This window comes from uncultured Anaerotruncus sp., assembly GCF_902490045.1.
Classification (GTDB): Bacteria; Bacillota; Clostridia; order Oscillospirales; family Ruminococcaceae; genus Anaerotruncus.
Map to the genome: position 1 here is coordinate 1 of NZ_CABUCJ010000015.1, position 23,796 is coordinate 23,796.

The following is a 23,796-nucleotide window of genomic DNA, read 5'->3' on the forward strand; positions in this document are numbered from 1 at the left end:
ACGCGACGCGGCCGACGCCCACGAGGGCGATTTTGCTGTTCGTCAGATTGACGAACAGCGGAAAACGCAGGGCGTTTTCCGTCCCTCCGGCCGTGGGCCGGGGGGCAAAATCGCCCCTCCCCGCGGGGCCGGCGTGCTCACCGGCGGACCTTTGCAGCGCGTCGACGCAGGGCCGCCACAGCTCGGGCGCCAGCGTCTCCCGCAGACCGAAGAGCAGCCGGCCGACCGTTTTTTCCGCCGAAGCCCGTAGCAGGCCGAGAAGCTCCTCCTCCGCCTCCCCCGAAAGTCCGAGTCCGCGCACCGTTTTTTCCACCCGGCCCGTAAAGTCCCGGGCGGCAAATCCGCCGATCTCCTTCACCACGGGCACCACCGCGCGAAAGCCGTACCACCGCGCGAATTCCGCGAGGTCGTCCGCGAGGATCGCCCGCGCCCGCGCAAGGGCGTCTTCGTCGCGGCGGGCGTCCGCCCCGCCGCAGATCCCGTCGGTATCGTAAACCCGCGCCCCCGGCAGCGAGGCAATCGCCGGGTCGATGTCCCGCGGCACTGCGAGGTCACAGAATACCGTCGGCCCCGCAAGGGCGGGCCCGACTTCCGCCGCGCGCAGCGTGTAGTGAGGGCTGGCGGTCGCGCTGACCACCAGCCGCACACGCGGCAGGAGGGCGATCCGTTCCTCATAGGGAACCGCTTTGGCGCCGTCCGGCAGCGAAACCTCTCCATGGCGGTAGCGGCGCACCGTCATCGACACACGGCACCCGGCCTCCATGAGCTGCCGCGCCGCGAGCCGCCCCATCTCCCCATTGCCGATGACCAGGCAGGGCGTGCCCGCGAGCGGACCCATGACACTCTGCAAAAATTCCACCATCCGCACCGCCACCGACTGGTCCGCCTCTGTCAGACGGACGGCGGTCTTGACCTTTTTGGCCGCCGTGACGGCCGAGCGGAAGAGGGTTTCCAGCACCGCGTCGGCGGCGCCCGCCTCCCGCGAGAGGGAGAGGGCGTTCCCAACCTGAGTCAGAATCTGGTCCTCCCCAAAGACCTGCGATTTCATCCCGCAGGCGAGCTGGAAGAGGTGTTCCGCCGCTTCAAATCCATCACGGCGGACAAAGCAGTCCCGCCGCGCGCCGGGGTCCGCGCCCCTGAGCGCGCAGAGCAGCTCACAGGGGTCGAGCGAAGCGCCACCGCTCAACCACAGCTCGGTGCGGTTGCAGGTGGAGAGGAGGACGCATCCGTCCGCGCCAAACTCCCGGCAGGCGCGCGCCGCCGCTTCGGACGCGGCCGAAGCGGTCATCGCGAACCGTTCCCGCACCCCGACCGGGGCGTGGGAACTGTCGATTCCGGCCATCCGTATTTCCAAACCGACTCCCCCCATCCTCCGCCGAGCCCATACAAAACGCCATCCGGCAGCGCGTCGCTTCCGAATGGCGTGGGACTGTGCGGCAAACAACCATTTGTAATGCCTTAAATTTTATCGGAATCCGGCCCAAAAGTCAAGCCATCCCGCGCCTCCATACCATTATTATATCTGGCGCCGCCGATTCGTTTTACGAATGGGCGGCCGGAGCGGCTCCCGCGAAGGAAAGAGAGGGAACCCCGACGTCGGGGTCCCCTCTCGTAAATGTTAATCCGTCAGCCGGCACCGGCGCGCACCACTTCTTCCATCCCGTCGAACGGCACGGCGCCTTTCTGCGAGATCGCCCTCGCGGCGAGTGCGTTGCCCGCGCGAAGCCATTCCTCCGGTTTTTCTCCATGCAGGAAGGAAGCGAGAAAGCCCGCGTTGAATGCGTCTCCCGCGCCCGTCGTATCGAGCGGGGTCACCTCGGCTGCGGGGGCGTGCCAGCGCCCGGTTTCGGTATACCTGCCGCGGATTCCCAGCGTCGCCCCCTCCGAACCCAGCTTGAGCGCGGCAATCGGGACGCTGCACAGCAAGGCCTCCAAGCCGGACTCCGTCTCCCGGACACCGGTAATCGCCTGCATCTCCTGTCGGTTCGGCAGCAGGATATCTGTCGCTGCAAGTGCCTCCCGCAACGTGCCGGATGGCACATTTTCAATATTGGGAGAGGCGTCGAGCGCGACCAGCCCGCCTGCCTGCCGCACAATCCCTGCGGCCTCGATTGCAAATCGTGCCTGCATCGCGTCAGCCAGCAGGTATCCGGAAAGCAACAGCACCCGGACGGTTCGCAGTGTCTGCCGAAGCCCTGCGGTCAGTTCGAGCGGTTCGCCCGCCGCGCCGCGAAAGGAGAGCATCGTTCGTTCACTGTGGTCGTCTATAATCGTGACGGTATAGCCGGTGTCCTCTCCATACTGCATGCAGCTGAGGTCCAGCCCCGCATCCCGCATCCGTTCCTCGACCCGACGGCCCGCTGCGTCTCTTCCGATCCGTCCGCAGAATCCACAGCGGATTCCCAGCAGCCCAAGGGAAAATGCGGTGTTTGCCGCGGAACCGCCGGGGCTGCAGCTTGACATCAGGATTTTGACATCCCCGCCCTGCTGTGGGAACCGTTCGACCCAATACTGGTAGTCCATCAGCACGTCGCCGATTGCAAGCACCTCCGGCCCGGTCTTTTCAATTATGCCGCCGGGCCGCGTTTTCTGCCCCATTCTCCGGGCCCCCTTTCCCTGTTAATCGGCGCATCAGCCACAGTGCGGGCTCCACCATTTCTGCCCGGCCTTTTCCTTTTCCGCGTCACGCCTGGCAAGCAGCGCAAGCCCCTCCAGCCCGACGGCGATCGCATCGTCAATCCCCTGCGAAACGCCGACTTTCTGGGTGATCGAGCTGTTGCAGACCGTACAAATCGAACCGCCGCGTGCATGGAAAAGCTGGGCAAGTGTCAGGATTGCGGCCGTTTCGCGTTCGACGTTGAGCACGCCGGCATTCACCCAATGCTCGACAACGCCTTCATTGGGCAGGTATCCCATGACAGGGCGGCCCTGTCCGCAGTAGATTGCATCATTGGAGCGGGTGATGCCGACATGATAGCGGAGGGAACGGGCCTGCGCCGACTCGATCATCGGCAGCATCAGCTCATAGCTGGCGATGGCCGGATAGCAGGCGTCGATATATTCCTTGGTCAATCCCTCATCGCGAACCGCGCCGGAGGTGATGACAATATCGCCGACATTGAGATCCGGTCGCTGGGTGCCCGAGGTTCCGATGCGCAGGAATGTGTCCACGCCTCCGTACTGCATGAGATCCACCATTGCGATCTCGGTGTCCGCGCCGCCGCTTCCGGTGGAGCAGACAATGATCTGCGCGTCCTGATAGTAGCCGCTGAGGACGGTAAACATTGAGTTGCGGGTGATCGTCCTGACATCGGTCATCGAGTCGGCGATGACATCCGCCGCATCCTTGGAAAAGCCCAGCGGATCGCGAACCGCCAGGATCGCGTATCTGCCCAGTTTATCTCCGCGCTTAAGTCCCGTCAGGACCGCTTTCCCATCCACCTCAAAGAGGGGCGGCTCGTTTCGAGTGATTTTGCTCATAAGAGTCCTTCCTTTCTGTTCCATCGGTTATTTCAGCTTTGCCAGTTCCACCGCGATCTTTGACGCGGCGACCGCATTGTTAAATACAAGCCGGATATTCGCTTCCAGGCTTTCGCCGCCTGTGATCTTTTGGATTTCATCGAGCAGGAAGGGGGTGATCTCCTTGCCCTTCACCCCCCGGCGCTCCGCGTCCGCGACCGCCTCGTCGATCTTACCGTTGATGTAGTCCGCGTCCATCGCGTACTGTTCCGGAATGGGATTGGCCACAAGCATGCCGCCAGGAATCCCCATCTTCCGCTTGGCGTAAAAGGAGGCTGCGATCTCACCCGGCGTATCCAGCCGGTAGTCGACCCCAAAGCCGCTCTTGCGTGTATAGAAGGCGGGCATTTCCGCCGTCTGGTATCCGACAACCGGAACCCCCTTAGTCTCGAGGTATTCAAGTGTGCGGCCGATATCGAGGATCGATTTGGCTCCGGCGCAAACGACAAGAACCGGCGTCTGCGAAAGTTCCTCGAGGTCCGCGGAAATGTCCATCGTATTCTCCCCGCCGCGGTGCACCCCGCCGACGCCGCCCGTACAAAAAACGGAAATGCCAGCCAGATGCGCGACGATCATCGTCGCGGCCACGGTGGTGGCTCCGTCCTTGCCGAGCGCATGCAGGATGGGCAGATCACGACGGCTCGCCTTGATGACCTCTGTCCCCTTTTTGCCAAGGTAGGTAATCTCCTCCCCGCTGAGTCCCGCTTTGAGCTTTCCGCCGATCACCGCAATCGTTGCGGGTACGGCGCCCTGTTCCCGCACCACCTGTTCAACCGCAAGCGCGGTCTCAACGTTCTTCGGGTAGGGCATGCCGTGGGAGATAATCGTCGACTCAAGCGCCACGACAGGCTTTCCCGCCGCCAGGGCGGCTTCGACCTCGGGCGAACATTCCAAAAACTCCTTAGAAAGCAATCTGCGTATCCTCCTTTATTGTTTCGACCCGGAATGGGACGATCGGAACATGTCCAGCGCGACCGCGCCGACGATAATGAATCCGAGCGCGACCTTCTGCCAGTAGGCGTTGACTTCCATAAGGTTGAGACCGTTATTGATCAGACCCATAATGAGCGCGCCTGCCAGCGTATTCATGACGCTGCCCCGGCTGGCGCCGCCGACAAAGACGGCTGCCAGCGCCTGCAGGGACAGGTCCGAACCGGACGACGGCTGCCCCGACGAGAGCCGCGCGGTCAGCAGCAGGCCGCCCATCGCGCTCATAAGTCCCGCGATCGCAAAGACGGCGATCTTGGTCCTGTGCACGTTGATGCCTGACAGGTTCGCTGCGGTCGGATTTTCGCCGACAGCCAGCACGTTGCGGCCAAAGGCGGTATATTTCAGGACAAACGCACCAATCAGGAAGACGACGACCAGGATAATTGACGGGACGGGGATCGGGCCGACGTAACCGCGCCCAAAGACCGCAAAGGAATCGGGTAACCCGGTGATCGGCTGGCTGTTGGTGAGCAGAAGCACGACCCCCGCCAGGGCATACTGCATCCCGAGGGTCGCTATGAACGATTGCACGCGCAGTTTTGTGACGATAAGCCCCATCAGCGCGCCGACGACCGTACCGGCCGCAAGGGAAATGACCATCGCGAGATAGATATTCATCCCGGCCTTCATGATCAGCATCGCGCAGCCGCAACCCGCAAGTACCGCCAGAGAGCTCTGGCTCAGGTCGATTTCGCCGCAGAGCACAACGTAAGTTGCCCCCAATGCCACGACGGCGTTTACACAGATCTGCCTCACCACATTGATCAAATTCGCAGGAAGCAGAAATTTTTCATTGGCAAACGCGAGAAGGATGAAAAGGATGATAAAAACCAGCCATACGCCAAGCTTGTTCCAGGCGTAACTCACCATCTTTCCCGCGGTCAGGTTTCTCTTTTGGGCTTCGCCGCTCATGACGCCGTCCCTCCTACCGCATATTCTGTAATCCGCTGCTGGGAAAAGTCTTTCCTCTCCACTGTCCCGGCGACCTCGCCCTCCCGCATCACGATAATGCGGTCGCTGATCCCCATAACCTCCTCCATCTCGGAGGAGACGACGATGACAGCCTTGCCTTCCGCTGCCAGCCGATTGATGATCTCATAAATTTCCCGTTTGGCTCCCACGTCGATTCCGCGGGTCGGTTCGTCCAAGATGACGATCTCCGAATCGGAAAAGAGCCACTTGGCCACGACCACCTTCTGCTGGTTGCCGCCGCTGAGGTAGACGACACGCTGGTTGATTGACGGGGTGGCGATGTGCAGACTTTTCACATAGCCCTCTGAAATCTGCTGTTCTTTTTTCATATTGAGTATCCGCAAACGTTGAATTTTGCGAATAGCAACCAGTGTGATGTTAAACCGCACCGGCAGTGATAGCAGTAGCCCCTCCCCCTTGCGGTCCTCGGTGACAAACCCGATCCGGGATCGGATCCCGTCCCGTGTGGTGGACACGGCCGCCTCGCGGCCGTTAATGATAATCCTGCCCGACCTGCGTTTATCCGCCCCGAAGATAAGGCGCATTGTCTCGGTGCGTCCCGAACCGACCAGCCCGGCAAAGCCGACGACCTCACCATGGCGCACCTCGAAGGAAACGTCTCTCACCCTCTTCCCGTCCGAGAGGTGCTCGACCTTGAGGCAAACCTCTCCAATCTCTGCATTCCGAGTGGGAAATTGCTGGGTGAGCTCCCGTCCTATCATCATCGCGATCAGTTCGTCCTTGGTGGTCTCCTGTACCTCACGCGTGCCGATGTAGCAGCCGTCGCGCAGGACGGTCAACCGGTCGGCCACCCGGAAAATTTCCTCCAGCCGGTGGGTGATAAAGATCACCGCAACTCCCTGTTCCTTCAACGTGCCGATGATCGAAAACAGAATTTCCGTCTCCCGGGAAGTGAGCGAGGAGGTCGGCTCGTCCATAATGACGACTTTTGCATCGACGCTCACCGCCTTGGCGATCTCCACCATCTGCTGGCGGGCGATGCTCAGTTCGCACACAGGTCTCCGGACATCCTCGTCTATCCCGAGCCGCTGGAAAAGCGCCTGTGCATCGCCAAACATCTTCTTCCACTGGACGATGCCTCGGGATCTCGGCTGGCGGCCGAGGAAGATATTCTCCGCGACCGTCAGGCTGCCCATCAGGTTGAGCTCCTGGTGGATGATCGAAATCCCAAGCTTTTCAGCCGCCTTCGGGGTACCGATTTCCACCTCCCGCCCATTAAAAAGGATGGTTCCTCCATCTTTTTTATAGGCGCCCGAAAGGATCTTCATCAGCGTCGATTTGCCCGCGCCGTTCTCCCCGACCAGGGCGTGGACCTCTCCGCGACGGATGGTCAGGTCGACGTCAGCCAGCGCCTTGACGCCCGGGAATTCCTTGCAGACCCCTTTTAATACGAGCACATTCTCGTCGTAATTTTCCTGCATGGCAATGTTCCTTTCCACAGAACCCGCGGGCCCGGAACGGTTGTCCGTCCCGGGGGCCCGCAGGCGAAGGGAGTTTCGCTCTTATTTGCTTCCGAGGATATCCTCCGTGGTCAGCGCGCCCTGTGCGCAGTAAACGCCCGACTCGTAGGGGGTGGATTTTTCAAAGGTCGCCCCGTTATAGAGATAGTCCTCGATATTCTGGATGGTCTGCTGGGCCATGCCGGCGGGAAGCTGCATGACGCTCGCTATGTACTGGGTACCCTTGTCGATCAGCTCGACCTCTTCATCCTCGCAGTCGAAACCGACAATTTTGACCTCGGGTCGGTTGGCCGCGACGCAGGCATCATACGCTCCCAAGCCCCCCTGTGCGTTCGCCGCAAAGACCAGGTCGAGTTCCGGATAGGTCACGAGCGCATCCTCACAGGAGGTCATATAGCTCTCGCGGGAATCGCCGAGATACTCATTCACCACCTCCACTGTGAGTCCGCCCTCCTCGAGGCCTTTGACAAACCCGTCGGCGCGGTTGCGGCCGTTGGAGGTCGCCGTGGTGAAGGAAATCATTCTGACGGCTTCTTTTCCCGCCTCTTTCATCTGCCCGGCGGCCCAGTATCCGCCATTGTAGCCCGCGTCGAAATCGACGGTCCCGATGTTGGTCACATAGTCCCCATCGGGCGGCAGAGAACCGGTGTCAATCAGGAATACGGGAATGTTTGCGGCCTTGCACTGTTCAAAGACATCCTGCAGCGAATCGCCGTACCAACTTGCAATCACAAGCGCGTCAATATCCTTGAGGGTGAGGTCGAGGCAGTCGTTGACCGTCTTTTCCACGTCCATACCCGCGTCGGTATAGACATAGTCCCAACCCTTTTCCTTGCAGGCAGCCTCAAATCCATCGAGCATCTTCACGTAGTAGGGGAACGTCAGCGTGATAATGGAAAAACCAATCTTCAGCTGTTTTTCTTCTCCCGGTGCTGTGTCACCCGTCCCATCCGCTGAAACGGCGTCCGCCGGAGCCGACGGCGCCGCGGGCTGTTCCGCCGCTCCCTTCATCGAGCAGCCTGAAAGCGGCATGACCGCCATGACGACTGCCAGCAGCAGCGCGAGCATTTTCTTTCCGTTCATTCCAATCTCTCCTTTTTATTTCACTTCCCCACCCGGGGAATTGACGCGCCCGGAGGGCCCTCCCGGCCGGGCGTTTCACACACATAGATGTCGGGCCTCATCGCCCGTCCACGTATGGCCGGCTCCACTGCCGGCTCAGAGAAAGTACCTGGTTTTCGACGCGGTGATCTTCCGTGTTCCCTGCATCACCTCCAGCATATATTGTTCGCTGAGCTCCTCATTGACGACCGGTTCCCCCGCTGTGCAGATGCTGGCTGCCGCCAGCCCCGCGCAGGCGGATTCCCGAAGGTCCATCCCGCGCATCCGCGCCCACACGAGCGCGGCCATAAAACTGTCCCGCGCGCCCGTCTTGTTGACGACCTCCGCCGGATAGCCGGGAAGCCGCCAGGAACCGGTCTCGTCCGCACAGTAGGCTCCCGACGAGAGAGTGATGTAAACATGTCTGACCCCCCGGTTCAGCAGCTGGCTGGCTGTCTCTGCCACATCAGCCTTTTCATCGGGCTCCCGCCCGAGCAGCAGCTGGACTTCCAGCCGGTCCGCTTTGAGCGTATCGATCCGGTCAAGAATTCCGCGCAGCTTGTGCGCCTTGGCGACCGAGATCGTCTCCGCGAAGAGCGGTACGCGGCAGTTGTCCGCCAGAAAGCGAAGGGCGTCCTCGGTGAGGTTTGTGTCCACCACACAGGTGTGCGCCCGGTTGATAACCCCCATACGCTGTGCGAGCAATGCCGGAGTGAGGTGGTCGTAGATATCCATACTTGAGATGCCCACCACCGGATCCCCCCGGTGGTCCACCACCGAAAGATAGGTCGAAGTCGCGGCATTGACGACCGTGATCGCATCCTTGACGTCGATGCCAAGGTCGCGGCAGTTCTGCCGAAGTTTTTCCGCGTAAAGATCGTCACCGAAGGCGGTCACCAGCTTAACGTCCAGCCCCAGAAGACGCATGCTGTGCGCCTCGTTTCGCCCCACGCCGCCGGCCGTGTGCTCCACCCTGCCCGGGTTGGAATCGTGCGGCACCACCTCCCCGCTGGCATACCCCGCGATATCCATGTTGATACCGCCGACAACTGCCACGTAGGGGCGTTTTTGTACGACATAACCCTTTCCCTGAATCATGCCTTTCTTCATCAGGTTGGAGATATGGACCGAAACGGACGACCGGGTGATCCCCGCGCGGTCGGCAAGCTCCTGCTGGGACATCATCGGGTTTTCCTCGATCCAGGAGAGCAGTTCCCGTTCCCTGTCGGTTACCATCTGTCCCGCCTCCGATCTAAGCGTTTGATTATTCGCATAACCATTTCCTTATATTTTCATCATAACCAGCACCGTAAAACAAGTCAATATTCTTTTCGACAAAAATGCGATATTATATTTCGTGAAATTTACTAAATTTTTAGGAATTTTTACCATGAATTGTATATTTTAATCCTGGTTTTCCAATTGCCGGCATGCTTTCCGCCGCTTACCAGCCTAAGCATTGTGCAAAAAAACGGCTCCCGCAATATGCGGGAGCCGTTTTGCTTTACAGAATCAGGTCTCGTCTACAACCTCGCCCGAGGTGGAAATGACCGTCACCTGCCAGGGGATCCATTTCCCGCTGGCCTGCAGGGCCCGCCGGACGGCATTTTCGATCCCGCCGCAGCAGGGCACCTCCATACGCACCACATGGACGCTTTTGACGTCGTTTTCGCGGAGGATTTCCGTCAGCTTGACGGCGTAGTCCCCCTCGTCGAGCTTGGGACAGCCGACAAGCGCCACGCGGTTTTTCAGAAACCGCCGGTGAAAATCCCCGTGGGCAAAGGCGGTGCAATCGGCCGCGACGAGCAGGTGTGCGCCGTCAAAACAGGGCGCGTTCACCGGAACCAGCTTCAGCTGCACCGGCCACTGGCGCAGCTCGCTTGCCGTTTTCGCTTCGGGCACGGGCGTCTCCCGCCGGGGCCGCTCGATCGTTTTGACCTGACTGCCCGGGCAACCACAGGGCAGCGGCTTCTCCGCCTTCGCGGCGAGCACCGCCGCATGGTCGTAGGCGGACGCTTCCCGCTCCTCAAAGGAGATCGCACCCGTCGGACAGGCGGGCAGGCAGTCCCCGAGACCGTCGCAGTAGTCCTCCCGCAGGAGCTTCGCCTTCCCGTCCGCCATGCCGATCGCGCCCTCGTGGCAGGCGTCCGCGCACAGCCCGCAGCCGTTGCATTTCTCTTCGTCAATCGTGATGATTCTGCGTTTCACTTCCATCATCCTCCCTTTCTGTCCTCAGGATAACGGATTTTGGGGAGGAAGTCTGTTGTTTTTCCAACAGATTGAAAAAAGGACGCATTTTTTCGAAAACCACGACCTTACCCCGCCCATAGGCAGCCGGTATAATGAAAATGAGAATCCACATCAAAGGAGGGCGCCTATGACAAGCTATTACGCTGCCGTGGATATCGGCGCTTCGAGCGGCCGGCTGATTCTGGGCTGGCTCGAGGACGGAAAGCTCCGCCTGCGGGAGGTCCACCGGTTCCAGAACCGGCTCGTCAAGACCGGCGGACATCTCTGCTGGGAGATCGACCGACTCTTTTCCGAAATCGTGGCGGGCCTCAAACGGTGCGGAGAACTCGGGATGCCGCCGCAGAGCGTCGGCGTCGACACCTGGGGCGTCGACTACGTGCTGCTCGACGGCGATGGGAACCGCCTTGGCGACGCGGTCGCCTACCGCGACGGACGCACCGCCGGGATGGATGCGGAAATCGCGAAGCTGATTTCCCCGGAAGAGCTTTACGCGCGCACCGGTATTCAAAAACAGTCCTTCAACACGATCTACCAGCTCGCCGCGCTCAAAAGGGAGCATCCGGAACAGCTGGAAAGGGCGTCGCGGCTTCTGATGGTGCCCGACTACTTTCACTACCTGCTCTCGGGCGCGATGAAAAACGAGTACACCAACGCGACCACCTCCCAGCTCGTAAACATCGGTTCGCGCGACTGGGACTGGGAGCTGCTCGACCTGATCGGCATCCCCCGGCGGCTGTTCGAGCCGGTGTCGGCGCCGGGGACATCCGCCGGGCGGCTGCGTCCGGAAATCCGCGCGCAGGCGGGCTTCGACTGCGAGGTCGTCCTGCCCGCCACCCACGACACCGCCTCCGCGGTCATGTCGGTCCCCTGCCCGGACGGCGACGCGATCTACCTGAGCTCGGGCACCTGGTCGCTGATCGGGGTAGAACGCGCGGCGCCCGACTGTACGGAAAAGAGCCGCAGAAAAAACTTTACCAACGAGGGCGGCTACGATCACCGCTATCGCTACCTCAAAAACATCATGGGCCTCTGGATGATCCAATCGGTCAAACGGGAGCTCGGCGGCAAATACACCTTCGACGACCTTTGCGACATGGCGATCGCCGCCGACCGCTTCACCGGCCGGGTGGATGTGAACGCCCCCGAATTCCTCGCGCCCGACTCGATGATCGCCGCGGTGCGGGAGGTCTGCCGCAAAAGCGGCCAGCCCGTCCCGAACGACCCGGGCGAGCTGATGAACTGCATCTATCACAGCCTGGCCAAAGGCTACGGCGAGGCGGTGCGGGAGATCGAGACGCTCACCGGGCGCGCCTATGAGGATTTGTACATCGTCGGCGGCGGCACCAAGGACGACTACCTCAACCGCCTGACCCGCCGGTACACCGGCAAGCGGGTGCACACCGGGCCGACCGAGGCGACCGTCGTCGGCAACCTGCTCGCGCAGATGCTCCGGGACGGCGTGTTCGCCTCCCTCTCCGAGGCGCGCCGCGCCGTCGCGGATTCATTCGACATCATGGAAGTGAGGAATTATAATGAGTAACCGTTATCAGGAGGCCAAGGAACGCTACGCAAAACTCGGCGTTGACACCGAAGAGGCGATCCGCAGACTGCAAAACGTCTCGCTCTCGATGCACTGCTGGCAGGGGGACGACGTGCGCGGCTTTGAGGACGCCGAGCTCACGGGCGGCATCCAGACGACCGGCAACTATCCGGGCCGTGCGCGCACCCCCGAAGAGCTGATGGCCGACATCGACGAGGCGCTGCGCCTCATTCCCGGCACCCACCGCGTCAACCTGCACGCGAGCTACGCGCTGACCGGCGGCAGGCACGTTCCCAAGAACGAGCTTCTGCCGGAGCACTTCGCGGGCTGGGTGGAGTTCGCCCGCCGGCGTGGGCTGGGCCTCGACTTCAACCCCACCCTCTTCTCCGACGGGATGGTCGTCGACAACCTGACCCTCTCGAGCCCCGACGGGGCGGTCCGCCGCTTCTGGATCGACCACTGCAAGGCCTGCCGCCGCATCGGCGAATACTTCGGCCGCGAGCTCGGCACCACCTGCCTCGTGAACATCTGGATTCCCGACGGCTTCAAGGACGTCCCCGCCGACCGGCTGGGGCCCCGCCGCCGCCTCAAGGAGGCGCTCGACGAAATCTACTCCGAAAAGCTCGATCCCCGGTACATCGCCGACTCGGTCGAAAGCAAGGTGTTCGGCATCGGCGTGGAGAGCTGCACGGTCGGCTCCCACGAGTTCTATATGAATTACGCGGCCAAGAACGGCGTGCTCTGCCTGCTCGACAACGGCCACTTCCACCCCACCGAGATGGTCTCGGATAAGCTCCCGTCGATGCTCCTCTTCTTCGATAAGGTCGCGCTGCACGTGACCCGCCCCGTCCGCTGGGACAGCGACCACGTCGTCCTCTTCGACGACGAGCTGCGGGAGATCGCCAAGGAGATCGTCCGCTGCGACGCGCTCGACCGGGTGATGATCGGGCTCGACTACTTCGACGCGAGCATCAACCGCATCTCCGCCTGGGTGGTCGGGATGCGCAACATGCAGAAGGCCCTGCTCTGCGCGCTGCTGACCCCCCACGGGATGATGCGCGGCCTGCAGGACGCCTCCGACTACACCCGGCTGATGATGCTCAGCGAGGAGCTCAAGTTCTACCCCTACGCGGACGTGTGGGCGGAGTTCTGCGAACGCTGCGGCGCGGCCGCCGACGAGGGCTGGTTCTCCGAAATCTCCCGCTATGAAAAGGACGTCCTCCAGGGCCGCAACTGACTGACGGTTTCCCACCATCTTTTTTCCTCCAAATAAAGCGAACGGGGAATCCGCATGGATTCCCCGTTCGCCGCTTCTCCGCTTCCCAATTCCATTCTCTCAGACCCGCAGGCGCTCGCCCCGGCTGTGCCCGGCGCGGTATTCCCGCGGGCTGATCTGGTATTTCTCCCGGAAGAGCCGGTAGAAATAACTGCTGTTCTCATACCCCACCGCGTAGACGATGTCGCTGACCGGCAGGGTGGTGTCGCAGAGCAGCTCAAGCGCCACCTGGAACCGCTTGCGCTGCTGCATGTCCTTGAAGGTCGCGCCGAACGTCTGCTTGATGAACCGGCTGAGTCCCGACGGCGATTGGTTGAGCATATCCGCCAGCCCCGCGAGGGTGCCGCCGCGGTAGTGCTCCTCGATATACTTCATCACCATCGCGGCGATCATGTTTTCATACTGGTTTTCCTCGCTCTCCTCGATGCGGTCGGCAAAGTTTAAGAGCTGGAGGAAGAGCAGCCCCATCGTCGTCTGGTTGATCTCCCGCTCGTTGCCCTGATGGTGGACGAGCGCGTAAACCATGTTTTCCACGAGGTTCTGCACGGGCAGCACCCCCGCCACCTTGAAATGCAGGTACTTGCCGCTGCAGGAGGACTGCCGCAGCACCCCCAGCAGGAACCGCGTGAGCACGTTTTCCCCGCTGATCATCCGGAAGGCGGTGTCGAAGAACTCGGGCAGCACGATAAAGTTGACCCCGATGTCCCCCTCCCCGGTCGGGAGGATTTCATGGTAGGCGTGCTGGTTGAGGAAGAGCAGGTCCCCCTTCCCGAGCACGACCTCCTTCTGCCCGTCGATGATGTGGGTCGTGCCGCCCTCGCACATGTACATGATCTCGATGTAATTGTGCTTGTGGCGCGGAAAGCCGGTGAAGCGGGTGTGGGTGCGCACCCGGATCAGCTCCCCGTTCGCCAGCATCCGGCCGCTCTCGACCGTGAAGCCGGCGCTCCCGGTGTAGAGCGCACGGTCGATGCCCGTGCCGTCGAGGATCTTTTTTTCCTCCGGCGTGATCTCGCGCAGCAGCCGTAGCAGCTCCGCGTCCATCCGACCCCCTCCTTTCCGCGTCAGCCGTCCTCCCGCGTGTCCCGGCCGGGGTATTCGGTCGGCCACATGCCCGTCTCCTTTTTAAAGATGCGGGAGAAATAGTACTGGTTCGCATAGCCCACCGTCTGCGCGATCTCCCGGATCAGCATGTCCGGGTGAGCCTTCATCAGCCGAATGGCCATCTCCACCCGGTATTTCGTCAAAAACTCCGACGGGGTCACGCCCCGGTGCCTGCGGAAAATTTTGCTGATGTAGTTGGGCACGAAGCCGAATTTGTTGGCGAGCATCTCGTTGGAGATCGGCTTTTCGTAGTTGTCGATCAGGTACTGCTCCATCTCCGCGACAACCGCCTCTTGGCTCTTCCTGGCCTCGCCGCCGCTCTGGCGCATCCCGAGAAGGATCTCCGACACCCGTTCGCCGAGGGACGCGAAGTCCATGCTCCCGAGCACCGCCTCGCCGAGGCGCGTCTTGACGTCGAGATAGCTCTCCGAGTTGTCCCCGATCCGGCTGTCCCCGATGATCGTCTCGAGCAGGCGCATGAAGTCGAACTGCGTCTGTTCCTCCCGCTCGGACACGGCGAGCATCTCGGCGACAGCGGCGGAAAGCTGCTCCGCGCTGCCCGCACAGATCGCCTCCACCACCCGGTTGACCGGAAAGCTCGAAAGGGGGATCGCCTTGCCCGGGCGCCTGGCGCCGCCCGGCGCGTCCCACAGAAGCTGGGAGGCGCACAGCCGGATTTCCCGGTAGAGCAGGGTGCGCAGGTCGCTGATCGTCTGCGCCACCTCGGAGATCGGCACCGGCTCCGCGCGCGCGGCGATGGTGATCGGCAGCGGTGTCATCCCGGTCAGCTTCCGGTAGAGGGCCTCGACCGCGCCGCGCGCCGAATCGGGGCTGTGCGTCTCGATCACGACGATCCGCTCGGTCTTGGACTTCCCCGGGAAGGGCAGCACGCTGTCCTGCTCGGGCACGATCGAGCGGAGCAGCTCCTCGAGCTGCACCCCGCGCCAGAACTTCCGCCCGGGCGCGCCGAGGTCGTCGGAGGTCAGCGGCATCGCGCCCGCGTTCACGAGCAGGGTCACGCAGTCGGCCTGCGCGGCGGACGCCTCACCGTTGCCCTCGATCAGGCCGGAGAGCTGGTCGCGCTTTTTGAGGTAGGCCCTGTTGCGGCAGAGGATTTCCAGCTTGCCGAGCAGGGCGGACATTTTTTCAAACGAGACCGGCTTGAGCAGGTAGTCGAACGCCTGGAAGCGCACCGCCTTCTGCGCGTACTCAAACTCCTGGTAGCCGCTGAGCAGCACGGTGACAACCTCCGGATAGTCCCTCTGGATGTTTTCCAGCAACTCGAGCCCGTCCATGACGGGCATGCGGATGTCGGTGAACACCACGTCCACCTCCCCGCGCCCGAGGCGTTCGAGCGCCGCCCTGCCGTTGATCTCGGTCCCGACCACCTGAAACGCGTCCGAATAGCGGTAGATCAGCTGTTTGACCGCGCGTGCGATCGGCGGCTCGTCTTCGACGATCAGTACCTTTATCATGTCCAGTCCTCCGTCCCTGCTGTCCGGGCGCGTCCTCTGCTTCCCATTATATGGCTCCCGCCCCGGGAAAGCAACCTTCCGCCCGCTTGTTGCATCCGCTCTGCGCAAAAGCTATAATAATACCAGAAAATGAAAGTCAGCCCGATCACCCACCGACATTGTTAAGGGGGATTTATCAATGAAAATCCGCACCCTCGGCGCCCTTTCGCTGGCGCTGCTCCTTGGCGGCTGCGGCGCACCGCCGCAGCCCGCGCCCGAAGCGCCCCTGCCCGCCGTCGACCCGCCCGTCTACGCCATCATCTCCAAGGAGCAGTCCAACCCCTATATGCAGAACATGGCGGACGGCTTTGCCGCCGCCTGCCGGGAGCTCGGCGCCGAAGCGCTCTGCATGGGGCCCGACTCCTACACCGCGCAGGCCCAGATCGACATCATCGACGAGCTGATTGACCGGAAGGTGGACGCGATCGTCATCGCGGCCAACGACTCGGACGCGCTCCAGGACGCGCTCCAGCGCGCGATGGACGAGGGGATCGCGATCCTCTCGCTCGACTCGGCCGTCAACAAGGAGAGCCGCATGCTCCACATCCAGCAGGCCGACCCCGAAAAGATCGGCCGGGTGCTCATCCAGGCCGCCTGCAAAATGGCGGGCGGCGAGGGCAAGGCGGCGATCCTGTCGGCCACGCGGCAGGCCACCAACCAGAACCTGTGGATCAAATGGATGCAGCGGGAGGTCGAGCAGAACCCGTCGGTCTACGCGGACTTTGAGCTGCTGCCCGTGGCTTACGGGGACGATGAATCCGAAAAATCCCGCGAGGAGACGCTGCGCCTGCTCGAAGAAAACCCCGACCTCAAGGTGATCATCTGCCCGAGCGTCGTGGGGATGCTCGCCGTGGGCCGGACACTCCGGGAGGAGGAGTCCCCCGTGCTCTTCACCGGTCTGGGGCTGCCCTCCGAAATCGCCCCCTACATCGAGTCGGGCAGCTGTCCGTGGATGTACCTCTGGAACCCCATCGACCTCGGCTACCTCAGCGCCTACGCCGCCGACGGGCTCGCGACCGGCCGGATCACCGGCAGGGAGGGCGACAACCTCACCGCCGGGCGGCTTGGACTGCGGGTGGTGGTCGACGCGGAGGACGGCGGCACCGAGCTGCTGCTGGGGGACCCGGTCAAGTTCGATCCGGACAACATCGGCGAATGGAAGTCCGTCTACTAGACGCCCGAATGAAACGGCGGCAGGGATGAGGGCGTTAGCTCTACGGGAGAATATTTAAACAGGTTCAGGGATGGGGGCGTTAGCCCCCATCCCTTTTTGCGTGTCGTGTGAGATCAGTCGGCGGTGATGTCGGTGAGGACTTCGCCGTCCTTGCCGATCATCTGGACGGCCGCGAAGATTTCCTTGTTGGTCGCGTCGTCATAGGCGAGGGAGCCGCCGGTGCACATGGTGTTCGCCAGCTCGACGCCCAGCGCGCCGATGCCCTTCGGGTCCTGCGCGACGGTGCCCTGCATGGTGCCGGCCGCAATCGCTTCCAGCGCGCCCGCGTCGCCGTTGAAGCCGAAGAGGAGCACGTCGGAGCGGCCCGCTTCCTGAAGCGCTTCCATCGCGCCCAGCGCCATCGGGTCGTTGGCGGCGAAGACCGCGGCGATGTCCGGGTTGGCGGCGAGGATGTCCTGCATCGCCTCATAGCCCTTGGTCTGATCGCTGTCGGCGGTGAGCTCCTGAACCATCGTGTAGCCCGCCTCGTTCATGACGTCCTTGAAGCCCTCGGGGCGGCGCGCGGCGTAGACCGCGGAAGCCTCGCAGCGGATGACGGCGTAGTTCCTGCTGGCGGTGCCTGCCGCTTCGAGCAGCTGGAGGGCGTATTTGCCGGCCATCCGGCCGCCGCCGTACATGTCGGAAACGATGATGGCGTCCTTATCGGTGCCGCCGTCGCCGATGTCGCAGATGATGACGGGGATGCTCTTCTGCTTGGCGAGCTCGACGATCGAGCTGAGCGCCTCGGGCTTGCAGGGGGAGATCACGAGCGCGTCGACGCCCTCGTCGTTGATCAGGCGGGTCGCGCCGCTGACCATCTCGGTCTCGTCGTTCTGCTGGTCGTGGAGGATGACCTGGATGCCCAGCTCGGCGGCCTTTTCCTCGACGCCGGCGGTCATGCTCTGGAAGAACTCCTGCTGGTTGTCGTAGACCGACCAGCCGAATTTGAGGCCGGCCGTCTCAGCCGGGGCTTCGGCGGGAGCTTCGTCGGCGGACGCAGCGGGAGCCGCAGGGGCCGCCGCGCTCGGGGCCGGGGCCGCGCCGCTGTCGGACGAGCAGGCCGCGAGGGAAACCGCCATTGCAAAACAGAGTACCAGCGCGAGGATTCGGGTCTTCTTTAACATGAATAATCCATCTCCCAATCTTTTCATTTTGTTTTCTCGGTTGTTTTCCAACGGATGAACAGGTCACGCCGGGCGCGCATCCCTCCTTCCCGGTAAACTGCGCGGCTTCAGGCGCCCGCCGCGCTTCCGCGCCGCCGTTCGTCCAGTTCCCTGCGGGAGCGGGACTTGACCAGGAAGTCGTTGACGTAGGCGCGGATGCCGTTGATGGAAAATGCGAATATCAGGATGACGCCCTCGATAATGCGCTGCATGTAGCTTTGAATCTGGAAGGCGTCCATTCCGCTCTTGATGGTCGCCAGAAAGATGGCGGCGACCGCGGTGGTAAAGATGCTCCCCTTGCCGCCGACGAGCGCCGTGCCGCCCAGCACGACCGCCGAGATGACGGTAAACTCGAACCCGTCCTTCATGCCGTAGTTGGAGGAGCCGAGGTAGGAGGTGATCATGATCGAGGCGGCCGCCGTAAAGAGGCCGACCATCAGGTAGATAAGGATCTGCGTCCGGGGGATGCTGATGCCTGCGATGCGCGCCGCCTCGTGGGAGTTGCCGATCGCCAGCGTGTGGCGGCCGAGCGCGGTCTTGCGCAGGATGACGGTCCCGATCACGCCGCAGATGACCATCACGATGAAAGGCACCGGGACGCCCGCCAGGTAGCTCGTGGACATCAGCTTGAAGAGCCTGTTCTCGACGACGACCGGCGTGGCGTTTACGATCTGCGCGAGCGCGCGGTAGCCGAACATCATGGCGAGCGTCGCGATGAAGGCGGGGATCTTCATCCTGGCGATGAGAATCCCGTTGAAGGTCCCGAGCGCCGCGCCGAGCAGCAGGATGAGGAGGACCGACGGGAACACCCCCATCTGTGGGAGGAGCAGGGTCAGCACGCAGGAGCAGAGCGCGACCTGCGAGGCGACCGACAGGTCGAGGTCGCCGCTGATGATGACAAAGGTCATGCCCACGCCGCAGATGCCGGTGAAGGAGGCCTCGCGGACGATGTTCTGGAAGGCCGAGATGTTCCGGAAGTTGGGGCTGAAGACGATGAGAATCAGCCAGAAGATGAGCAGCGCGTAGAGGATACCCAGCTCGCCGAAATTGATCTGTAATTTCTTCTTCATCATTTCGCCGCCTCCTGGGTAATGATTTTGATTCCGCTGATCGACAGTGCGAAGAGCAGGACGACCGCGATCGCCAGCTTCTGGAACGCCTCGTCGACCCCTAGGATGTTGAGGCCGCTGCGGATGAGCGAGAGGAGCAGCGCCCCGATGAAGGAGCCCCAGATGTTCCCCTTGCCGCCCGAGAGAGCCGTGCCGCCGAGGATGACCGAGGTGATGACATCGAGCTCGAAGCCATCGCCGATGATCGCGCTGCCGGTGGCGAGCCGCGACGACTGGAGCACGCCCGCGCAGGCCGCGGTCAGGCCGGTGACGACGAAGACCGCGATGAGGGTGCGGTCGACGTTGATGCCGCTCGCACGGGCGGCCGCTTCGTTGGAGCCGATCGCGCGGGTCTTGACGCCGAAGCGGGTGTGGCGGTAGACGAGGTAGGCGATCACAAAGACCGCGACCACCAGGATCACCTGCACCGGGATGCCGAGGACGCTGGAGGTGGAGAAGATCTTGATCTCCTTGTTTTTCGACATGAGCACCCGCTTGCCGTTGCTGTAGACGAGCGCCGCGCCCTTGAAGGCGAGCTGGGTGGCCAGCGTGGCCACGAAGGTCTGGATATGTAATTTCGTGATGATAAGCCCGTTGACCACGCCGCAGAGCACGCCGACGAGCAGCGCCAGCAGGATGCTCGGCCACATGCCGATGTTGGCGATGTTCATGGCCACCACGCAGGTGACCAGCGAGAGGATCGAGCCGACCGAGAGGTCGAAGCCGCCCGCGCAGATGGCGAAGGTCATGCCCGCCGCCGCGATGCCCGTCGTGGCCGAGCGGGAGAGCACGGTGGTCAGGTTGGAGACCGATACGATCCTCGCGTTGAGGGCGAGGAAGACCAGCCCCACGGCCAGCAGGATGGCAAGGATGCCGAAGCGGTCCCACCACGACCAAAATCTTTTCGTCCTGTCGTTCATATTCCGTCACCGTCCAATCTTTCCGACGTTCCGGTCGCGCACTCCATGATCGTGACCTCGTCCATCTCCGCCTTTGAGAGGTTGCCGGTGATCCGGCCCTGGAAGACGACCAGCGTGCGGTGGCAGATGCTGATGATCTCCGGAAGCTCGGAGGAGACGACGATGATCGCCAGCCCCGACTTCGCGAGCTCCTCAAGCAGCTCGTAAATCTCCGCCTTCGCGCCGACGTCGATGCCGCGCGTCGGCTCGAGCATGATCAGCACCTTGCAGTCGCTCGCCAGCGCCCGCGCCAGAAGGAACTTCTGCTGGTTTCCGCCCGAAAGGTTGACAATCCGCTGCGCCGGGGAGGAAAATTTCATGTTCATGCGCCTCTTGTAGTTTTCGAGCAGCTCCTGCTCCCTCGCGGCGCTGATGAGCCCGAAGCGGGAGATCGACCGCAGGATGTTCATCGTGAGGTTTTCCCGCACCGTCATCAGCGCGAAGATTCCCGCGCTCTTGCGGTCCTCGGTGACGAACCCGATACCGTCCCGGATCGCCTGAAGCGGCCCCTTTATCTGGAGCTGCCGCCCATTGAGGGCCACCGTGCCGCCGTCCGGGCGGATGAGCCCGTAGACCGCCTTGACGATCTCCTCACGTCCGCAGCCCATGAGGCCTGCCACGCCGAGCAGCTCGCCGCCGCGCACGCTGAAGCTCACGTCCTCGAACATCCCGGCACGGGTGAGGTTTTTGACCTCGAGCACCGTCTCCCCGAGCTCGTGCCCGGAGGATTTGTAGTACTGGTCCACCTCCCGGCCGACCATCAGCTTGACCAGGTCGTTGTGGGTGAGCTCGCCGGTCTTTCTGGTGGCGACGTACTGGCCGTCCCGCAGGATCGAGACCCGGTCGGCCAGGTCGAAAATCTCCTTGAGGCGGTGGGAGATATAGAGGATCGTCTTCCCGTTCTCCCGGAGCCTCCGGATGAGGGCGTAGAGGACGTCGACCTCCTGGTTGTTGAGTGCGCCGGTCGGTTCGTCCATGATGATGATGTCCGATTCATGGGAGACCGCCTTGGCGATCTCGACCATCTGCTGCTGGGAGACGCTGAGCATCCCGACCATGTCGGTCGGCTTGAGGGACAGGCTCATGCTGTCGATCAGCTCCTGCGCCCGGGCGTTCATCGTCCGGATGTCCAGCATCACGCCGCGCACCGGCAGGCCGGACGCGAAGATGTTCTCCGCGACGGTGAGCTCCGGCATAAGGTTCAGCTCCTGGTAGATGACGCTGACCCCCGCCTTCATCGCGTCCTGGATCGAATGGATCTCCTGTTTCTCTCCGCGGATGAAAATCTCCCCGCTGTCCGCCTGGTACATTCCGCCGAGAATCTTCATCAGCGTGGATTTCCCCGCGCCGTTTTCACCGACGATGGCGTGGACCTCCCCCTCTTCGATCGAGAGGCTCACGTCCGACAACGCCTTGACGCCGGGAAACGACTTGCTGATATTGCGTATCTCGATGATAGCCAATTGTTTTCGCACCTCGCTTTTCTGTCTGGCGGCCGTTCCCGCAATCCGCTCCACCTGTTTCTGTTTTTATTGTAATGTTCACCAGTTTATTAGTAAATGAACAATTCAGAACTGTTTGGATACACAAAACAGCACAAAAAGGCCCGGTTTCCGTTTGCCGGAAACCGGGCCTTTTGTCTGTTATAAGAGGACAGATTGCGCCGTCATTTCGCGCTCAGTCCGCCGCTGAGCGTCACGGTCGTGCCCTGCGGGAAATTGCGCTCGATGCGGTACCCGACGCTCTCCCCCGCCGAGAGCTTGAGCCGGATGATCGTGTTCACAAGCCCAAGCCCGCCGATCTTGAGCTCGCTGTAATTGGCGGGCAGATCCTCGCTGTACTGGGCGACCTTGCGTTCGAGCTCTTCGATCTCCCCGTCGGCAAAGCCCGAGCCGTTGTCCGCCACCGAGATACACCACCGCTCCCCCTCGATGCGCGAGGTGACGCTCACCCGCCAGGGGGGCTCCGCCTGCTTGAAGGCGTGCTCGAAGCAGTTCTCGACGATCGGCTGGATGATCAGCCGGGGAATCGGCATCCCCTCGAGCCGCTCGTCGAGCGAGAGGTCGTAATCGAAATACTCCTCATAGCGCAGCTTCATCAGCTCGAGGTAGTTGCGGACGTTTTCGATCTCGCTGCCGAGCGTCGCGCCGCCGGCGCTGTAGGAGCTGCTGTAGCGCAGCATCTGGGAAATCCGCTCGCAGGTGTCGGCGATGCGGTCCTCCCCCGCCTCGATCGCCATGCTGCTGATCGTGGAGAGGGAATTGTAGAGGAAATGCGGGTTCATCTGCGACTGGAGCGCGAGCAGGTAGGCCTTCTGCTCGCAGGCGACCGAATCGTTCATCTTTTTGAGCATCGACTGGAAGGCGGCGTTGAGCTCCCGCACCTCGTCGATGCTCTCGTCGGGGACGAGGTCGGCCTGGATCGAATCGATCGAAATTTTGCGCACCTCGTCGCTCAGCCGGATGAGCGGCGCGGAAATCCGCTTGGAGATGAGGTAGACCGCAAGGATGAGCAGCACGATCGTCACGAGGCTGCCGATAAAGAGGTAGACGGTCATCGAGCGATAGGGCCGCATCATCGAGCGCCTGTCCTGCGCGAGCGCGACCCGCCATCCGTACTGGTCGGACAGCTTGGCGGTGACGTAGTAGTCCCGCTCCTCCAGGTCGCTGTACGCCCGGTCGGCCGGAAGAATCTGATTGCCCTCCGCGTCGAAGAGGAAGACGACCGTATCGGTCAGCACGTCGAGCGCGAGGTAGCTCTCGAGCTGGTCGACCCCCTGCTGGATCTCGACGATGCCGTAGACCTCCTTGGAGTAGAAATTGGTGACCGGCCGCAGCAGGGAGGTGTACCGTGCCTTATAGGTGCCCGACCAGCGGTCCTTCTGGGGCGGAAGCAGCAGGTACCCGGCCCGGCCGTCGATCAGCTCGCGCATCTGCGCGCCAACGTCGGTTTCATAGAGCGTCTCGGAGACCCGGCTTTCGGGGTTGACGCTCGCGCCCGCGCTGATGAAATCCCCGTGCTGGTTGTAGACGCTGATCCGCCAGATCGGCATGCTCGGGCCGTTGTGGGAGGTCAGCACGCTGGCGATGTCGATGCTGTCCATGATGTTTACATCGAAGTAGTTCTCCCGGCTGGCGTCCTGCTGGAGGCGGTTGAAAATATTGATGATGCGGGGGTCCGATTTGACCTGCTGGGCCATCTGGTCCATCTCCGAGAGGTAGGCGTCCACCTGCGAAACCATCTTGTCGAGCAACTGCGTCTGGTTGATCGCGGCGGTCTTTTCGCTCACGCCGACCACGTACTGGTAGGCCGCGCCCACCAGCACCAGCATGAATACCAGCAGGAAGGCCGAATAGGTCAGCACCAGCCTGCGCAGGAACCCTGTTTTCCGATGTTTCATCCTCCAGCCACCCACAGTCCCAATTTGTCCGTTTTCCTTATTGTAGCAGAAATTCTAATTTTCGCAATCCGTACCCCCAATTTTCCGTCGAGGGCCCGAATTTGGTCAAATCGCCCAAAATTCACAGAATGTTCACAATTAAGCGCGACAAAAAGGCCGCAAATCCGCTACTATTAAAACAGAAGGCAAGGATTGACAGCAGCCC

19 protein-coding genes are annotated in these 23,796 nt (G+C 62.1%); 3 read left to right on the plus strand and 16 right to left on the minus strand.

Going from position 1 to position 23,796, the window contains the following annotated elements:
• The 9 genes from RDM88_RS03020 to RDM88_RS03060 form a co-directional block, all read right to left on the minus strand.
• Positions 1-1,354, minus strand: a 1,354-nt coding sequence (locus RDM88_RS03020) for a glutamyl-tRNA reductase (RefSeq protein ID WP_308753097.1), incomplete at its 3' end; no start/stop codon positions are given.
• 272 nt (positions 1,355-1,626) lie between these two features.
• On the minus strand, positions 1,627-2,598 hold the full coding sequence (locus RDM88_RS03025; RefSeq protein WP_308753099.1) for a carbohydrate kinase family protein: 972 nt from the start codon (positions 2,596-2,598) through the stop codon (positions 1,627-1,629).
• A 33-nt stretch (positions 2,599-2,631) separates the two neighbouring features.
• Positions 2,632-3,480 (minus strand): nucleoside phosphorylase, encoded by an 849-nt coding sequence (locus RDM88_RS03030; RefSeq protein ID WP_308753101.1) that lies wholly within the window; start codon positions 3,478-3,480, stop codon positions 2,632-2,634.
• A gap of 27 nt (positions 3,481-3,507) precedes the next feature.
• Complete coding sequence (locus tag RDM88_RS03035) at positions 3,508-4,431, minus strand: pseudouridine-5'-phosphate glycosidase (protein ID WP_374045403.1); 924 nt, start codon at positions 4,429-4,431, stop codon at positions 3,508-3,510.
• Between the two features lie 15 nt (positions 4,432-4,446).
• Positions 4,447-5,421 carry an ABC transporter permease gene (locus RDM88_RS03040; RefSeq protein ID WP_308753103.1) on the minus strand — a complete coding sequence of 325 codons (975 nt, stop codon included), beginning with the start codon at positions 5,419-5,421 and terminating at the stop codon, positions 4,447-4,449.
• Positions 5,418-6,923 carry an ATP-binding cassette domain-containing protein gene (locus RDM88_RS03045; protein ID WP_308753105.1) on the minus strand — a complete coding sequence of 502 codons (1,506 nt, stop codon included), beginning with the start codon at positions 6,921-6,923 and terminating at the stop codon, positions 5,418-5,420. The genes RDM88_RS03040 and RDM88_RS03045 overlap by 4 nt, the downstream gene beginning before the upstream one ends.
• A gap of 81 nt (positions 6,924-7,004) precedes the next feature.
• Positions 7,005-8,045 (minus strand): sugar ABC transporter substrate-binding protein, encoded by a 1,041-nt coding sequence (locus RDM88_RS03050; RefSeq protein ID WP_101550359.1) that lies wholly within the window; start codon positions 8,043-8,045, stop codon positions 7,005-7,007.
• 135 nt (positions 8,046-8,180) lie between these two features.
• On the minus strand, positions 8,181-9,299 hold the full coding sequence (locus RDM88_RS03055; protein ID WP_308753108.1) for a PfkB family carbohydrate kinase: 1,119 nt from the start codon (positions 9,297-9,299) through the stop codon (positions 8,181-8,183).
• Between the two features lie 276 nt (positions 9,300-9,575).
• Positions 9,576-10,271 carry a 4Fe-4S dicluster domain-containing protein gene (locus RDM88_RS03060; RefSeq protein ID WP_308753110.1) on the minus strand — a complete coding sequence of 232 codons (696 nt, stop codon included), beginning with the start codon at positions 10,269-10,271 and terminating at the stop codon, positions 9,576-9,578.
• 169 nt (positions 10,272-10,440) lie between these two features.
• Here RDM88_RS03060 and rhaB point away from each other — a divergent pair, with 169 nt between their 5' ends.
• Entirely contained in the window at positions 10,441-11,853 is a 1,413-nt protein-coding gene (rhaB, locus tag RDM88_RS03065) for a rhamnulokinase (protein WP_308753112.1), read from the plus strand.
• Positions 11,840-13,090 carry an L-rhamnose isomerase gene (locus RDM88_RS03070; protein WP_308753144.1) on the plus strand — a complete coding sequence of 417 codons (1,251 nt, stop codon included), beginning with the start codon at positions 11,840-11,842 and terminating at the stop codon, positions 13,088-13,090. Before rhaB ends, RDM88_RS03070 begins: the two co-directional genes overlap by 14 nt.
• A 99-nt stretch (positions 13,091-13,189) precedes the next feature.
• Here the strand turns inward: RDM88_RS03070 and RDM88_RS03075 are convergent, their stop codons facing one another.
• Positions 13,190-14,173, minus strand: a complete 984-nt coding sequence (locus RDM88_RS03075; protein WP_308753114.1) for an AraC family transcriptional regulator — start codon at positions 14,171-14,173, stop codon at positions 13,190-13,192.
• Between the two features lie 20 nt (positions 14,174-14,193).
• On the minus strand, positions 14,194-15,708 hold the full coding sequence (locus RDM88_RS03080; RefSeq protein ID WP_308753116.1) for a response regulator: 1,515 nt from the start codon (positions 15,706-15,708) through the stop codon (positions 14,194-14,196).
• A 178-nt stretch (positions 15,709-15,886) separates the two neighbouring features.
• On the opposite strand from RDM88_RS03080, the gene RDM88_RS03085 reads away from it, so the two are divergent.
• A complete protein-coding gene (locus tag RDM88_RS03085; RefSeq protein WP_308753118.1) occupies positions 15,887-16,921 on the plus strand; it encodes a substrate-binding domain-containing protein in 1,035 nt (344 codons plus the stop codon).
• 113 nt (positions 16,922-17,034) lie between these two features.
• On the opposite strand, the gene RDM88_RS03090 is transcribed toward RDM88_RS03085, so the two are convergent.
• From RDM88_RS03090 to RDM88_RS03110, 5 genes are all read right to left on the minus strand, one after another.
• The gene (locus RDM88_RS03090) at positions 17,035-18,084 is read right to left on the minus strand and encodes a substrate-binding domain-containing protein (RefSeq protein WP_308753120.1); all 1,050 of its coding nucleotides are present in this window, start codon (positions 18,082-18,084) and stop codon (positions 17,035-17,037) included.
• 107 nt (positions 18,085-18,191) lie between these two features.
• The gene (locus tag RDM88_RS03095) at positions 18,192-19,193 is read right to left on the minus strand and encodes an ABC transporter permease (RefSeq protein ID WP_308753122.1); all 1,002 of its coding nucleotides are present in this window, start codon (positions 19,191-19,193) and stop codon (positions 18,192-18,194) included.
• The gene (locus RDM88_RS03100; protein WP_308753124.1) at positions 19,193-20,152 is read right to left on the minus strand and encodes an ABC transporter permease; all 960 of its coding nucleotides are present in this window, start codon (positions 20,150-20,152) and stop codon (positions 19,193-19,195) included. The genes RDM88_RS03095 and RDM88_RS03100 overlap by 1 nt, the downstream gene beginning before the upstream one ends.
• A complete protein-coding gene (locus tag RDM88_RS03105; RefSeq protein WP_308753126.1) occupies positions 20,149-21,654 on the minus strand; it encodes a sugar ABC transporter ATP-binding protein in 1,506 nt (501 codons plus the stop codon). The genes RDM88_RS03100 and RDM88_RS03105 overlap by 4 nt, the downstream gene beginning before the upstream one ends.
• Before the next feature lie 203 nt (positions 21,655-21,857).
• The gene (locus RDM88_RS03110; protein ID WP_308753128.1) at positions 21,858-23,591 is read right to left on the minus strand and encodes a histidine kinase; all 1,734 of its coding nucleotides are present in this window, start codon (positions 23,589-23,591) and stop codon (positions 21,858-21,860) included.
• Positions 23,592-23,796: the final 205 nt, after the last annotated feature.

Coding starts and splice junctions, on each gene's coding strand:
- RDM88_RS03055 (WP_308753108.1), bottom strand. CDS start 9,299: ATGGTAACCGACAGGGAACGGGAACTGCTCTCCTGGATCGAGGAAAAC.
- RDM88_RS03090 (WP_308753120.1), bottom strand. CDS start 18,084: ATGTTAAAGAAGACCCGAATCCTCGCGCTGGTACTCTGTTTTGCAATG.
- RDM88_RS03085 (WP_308753118.1), top strand. CDS start 15,887: ATGAAAATCCGCACCCTCGGCGCCCTTTCGCTGGCGCTGCTCCTTGGC.
- RDM88_RS03110 (WP_308753128.1), bottom strand. CDS start 23,591: ATGAAACATCGGAAAACAGGGTTCCTGCGCAGGCTGGTGCTGACCTAT.
- RDM88_RS03050 (WP_101550359.1), bottom strand. CDS start 8,045: ATGAACGGAAAGAAAATGCTCGCGCTGCTGCTGGCAGTCGTCATGGCG.
- RDM88_RS03030 (WP_308753101.1), bottom strand. CDS start 3,480: ATGAGCAAAATCACTCGAAACGAGCCGCCCCTCTTTGAGGTGGATGGG.
- RDM88_RS03025 (WP_308753099.1), bottom strand. CDS start 2,598: ATGGGGCAGAAAACGCGGCCCGGCGGCATAATTGAAAAGACCGGGCCG.
- RDM88_RS03075 (WP_308753114.1), bottom strand. CDS start 14,173: ATGGACGCGGAGCTGCTACGGCTGCTGCGCGAGATCACGCCGGAGGAA.
- RDM88_RS03080 (WP_308753116.1), bottom strand. CDS start 15,708: ATGATAAAGGTACTGATCGTCGAAGACGAGCCGCCGATCGCACGCGCG.
- RDM88_RS03045 (WP_308753105.1), bottom strand. CDS start 6,923: ATGCAGGAAAATTACGACGAGAATGTGCTCGTATTAAAAGGGGTCTGC.
- RDM88_RS03095 (WP_308753122.1), bottom strand. CDS start 19,193: ATGAAGAAGAAATTACAGATCAATTTCGGCGAGCTGGGTATCCTCTAC.
- rhaB (WP_308753112.1), top strand. CDS start 10,441: ATGACAAGCTATTACGCTGCCGTGGATATCGGCGCTTCGAGCGGCCGG.
- RDM88_RS03040 (WP_308753103.1), bottom strand. CDS start 5,421: ATGAGCGGCGAAGCCCAAAAGAGAAACCTGACCGCGGGAAAGATGGTG.
- RDM88_RS03100 (WP_308753124.1), bottom strand. CDS start 20,152: ATGAACGACAGGACGAAAAGATTTTGGTCGTGGTGGGACCGCTTCGGC.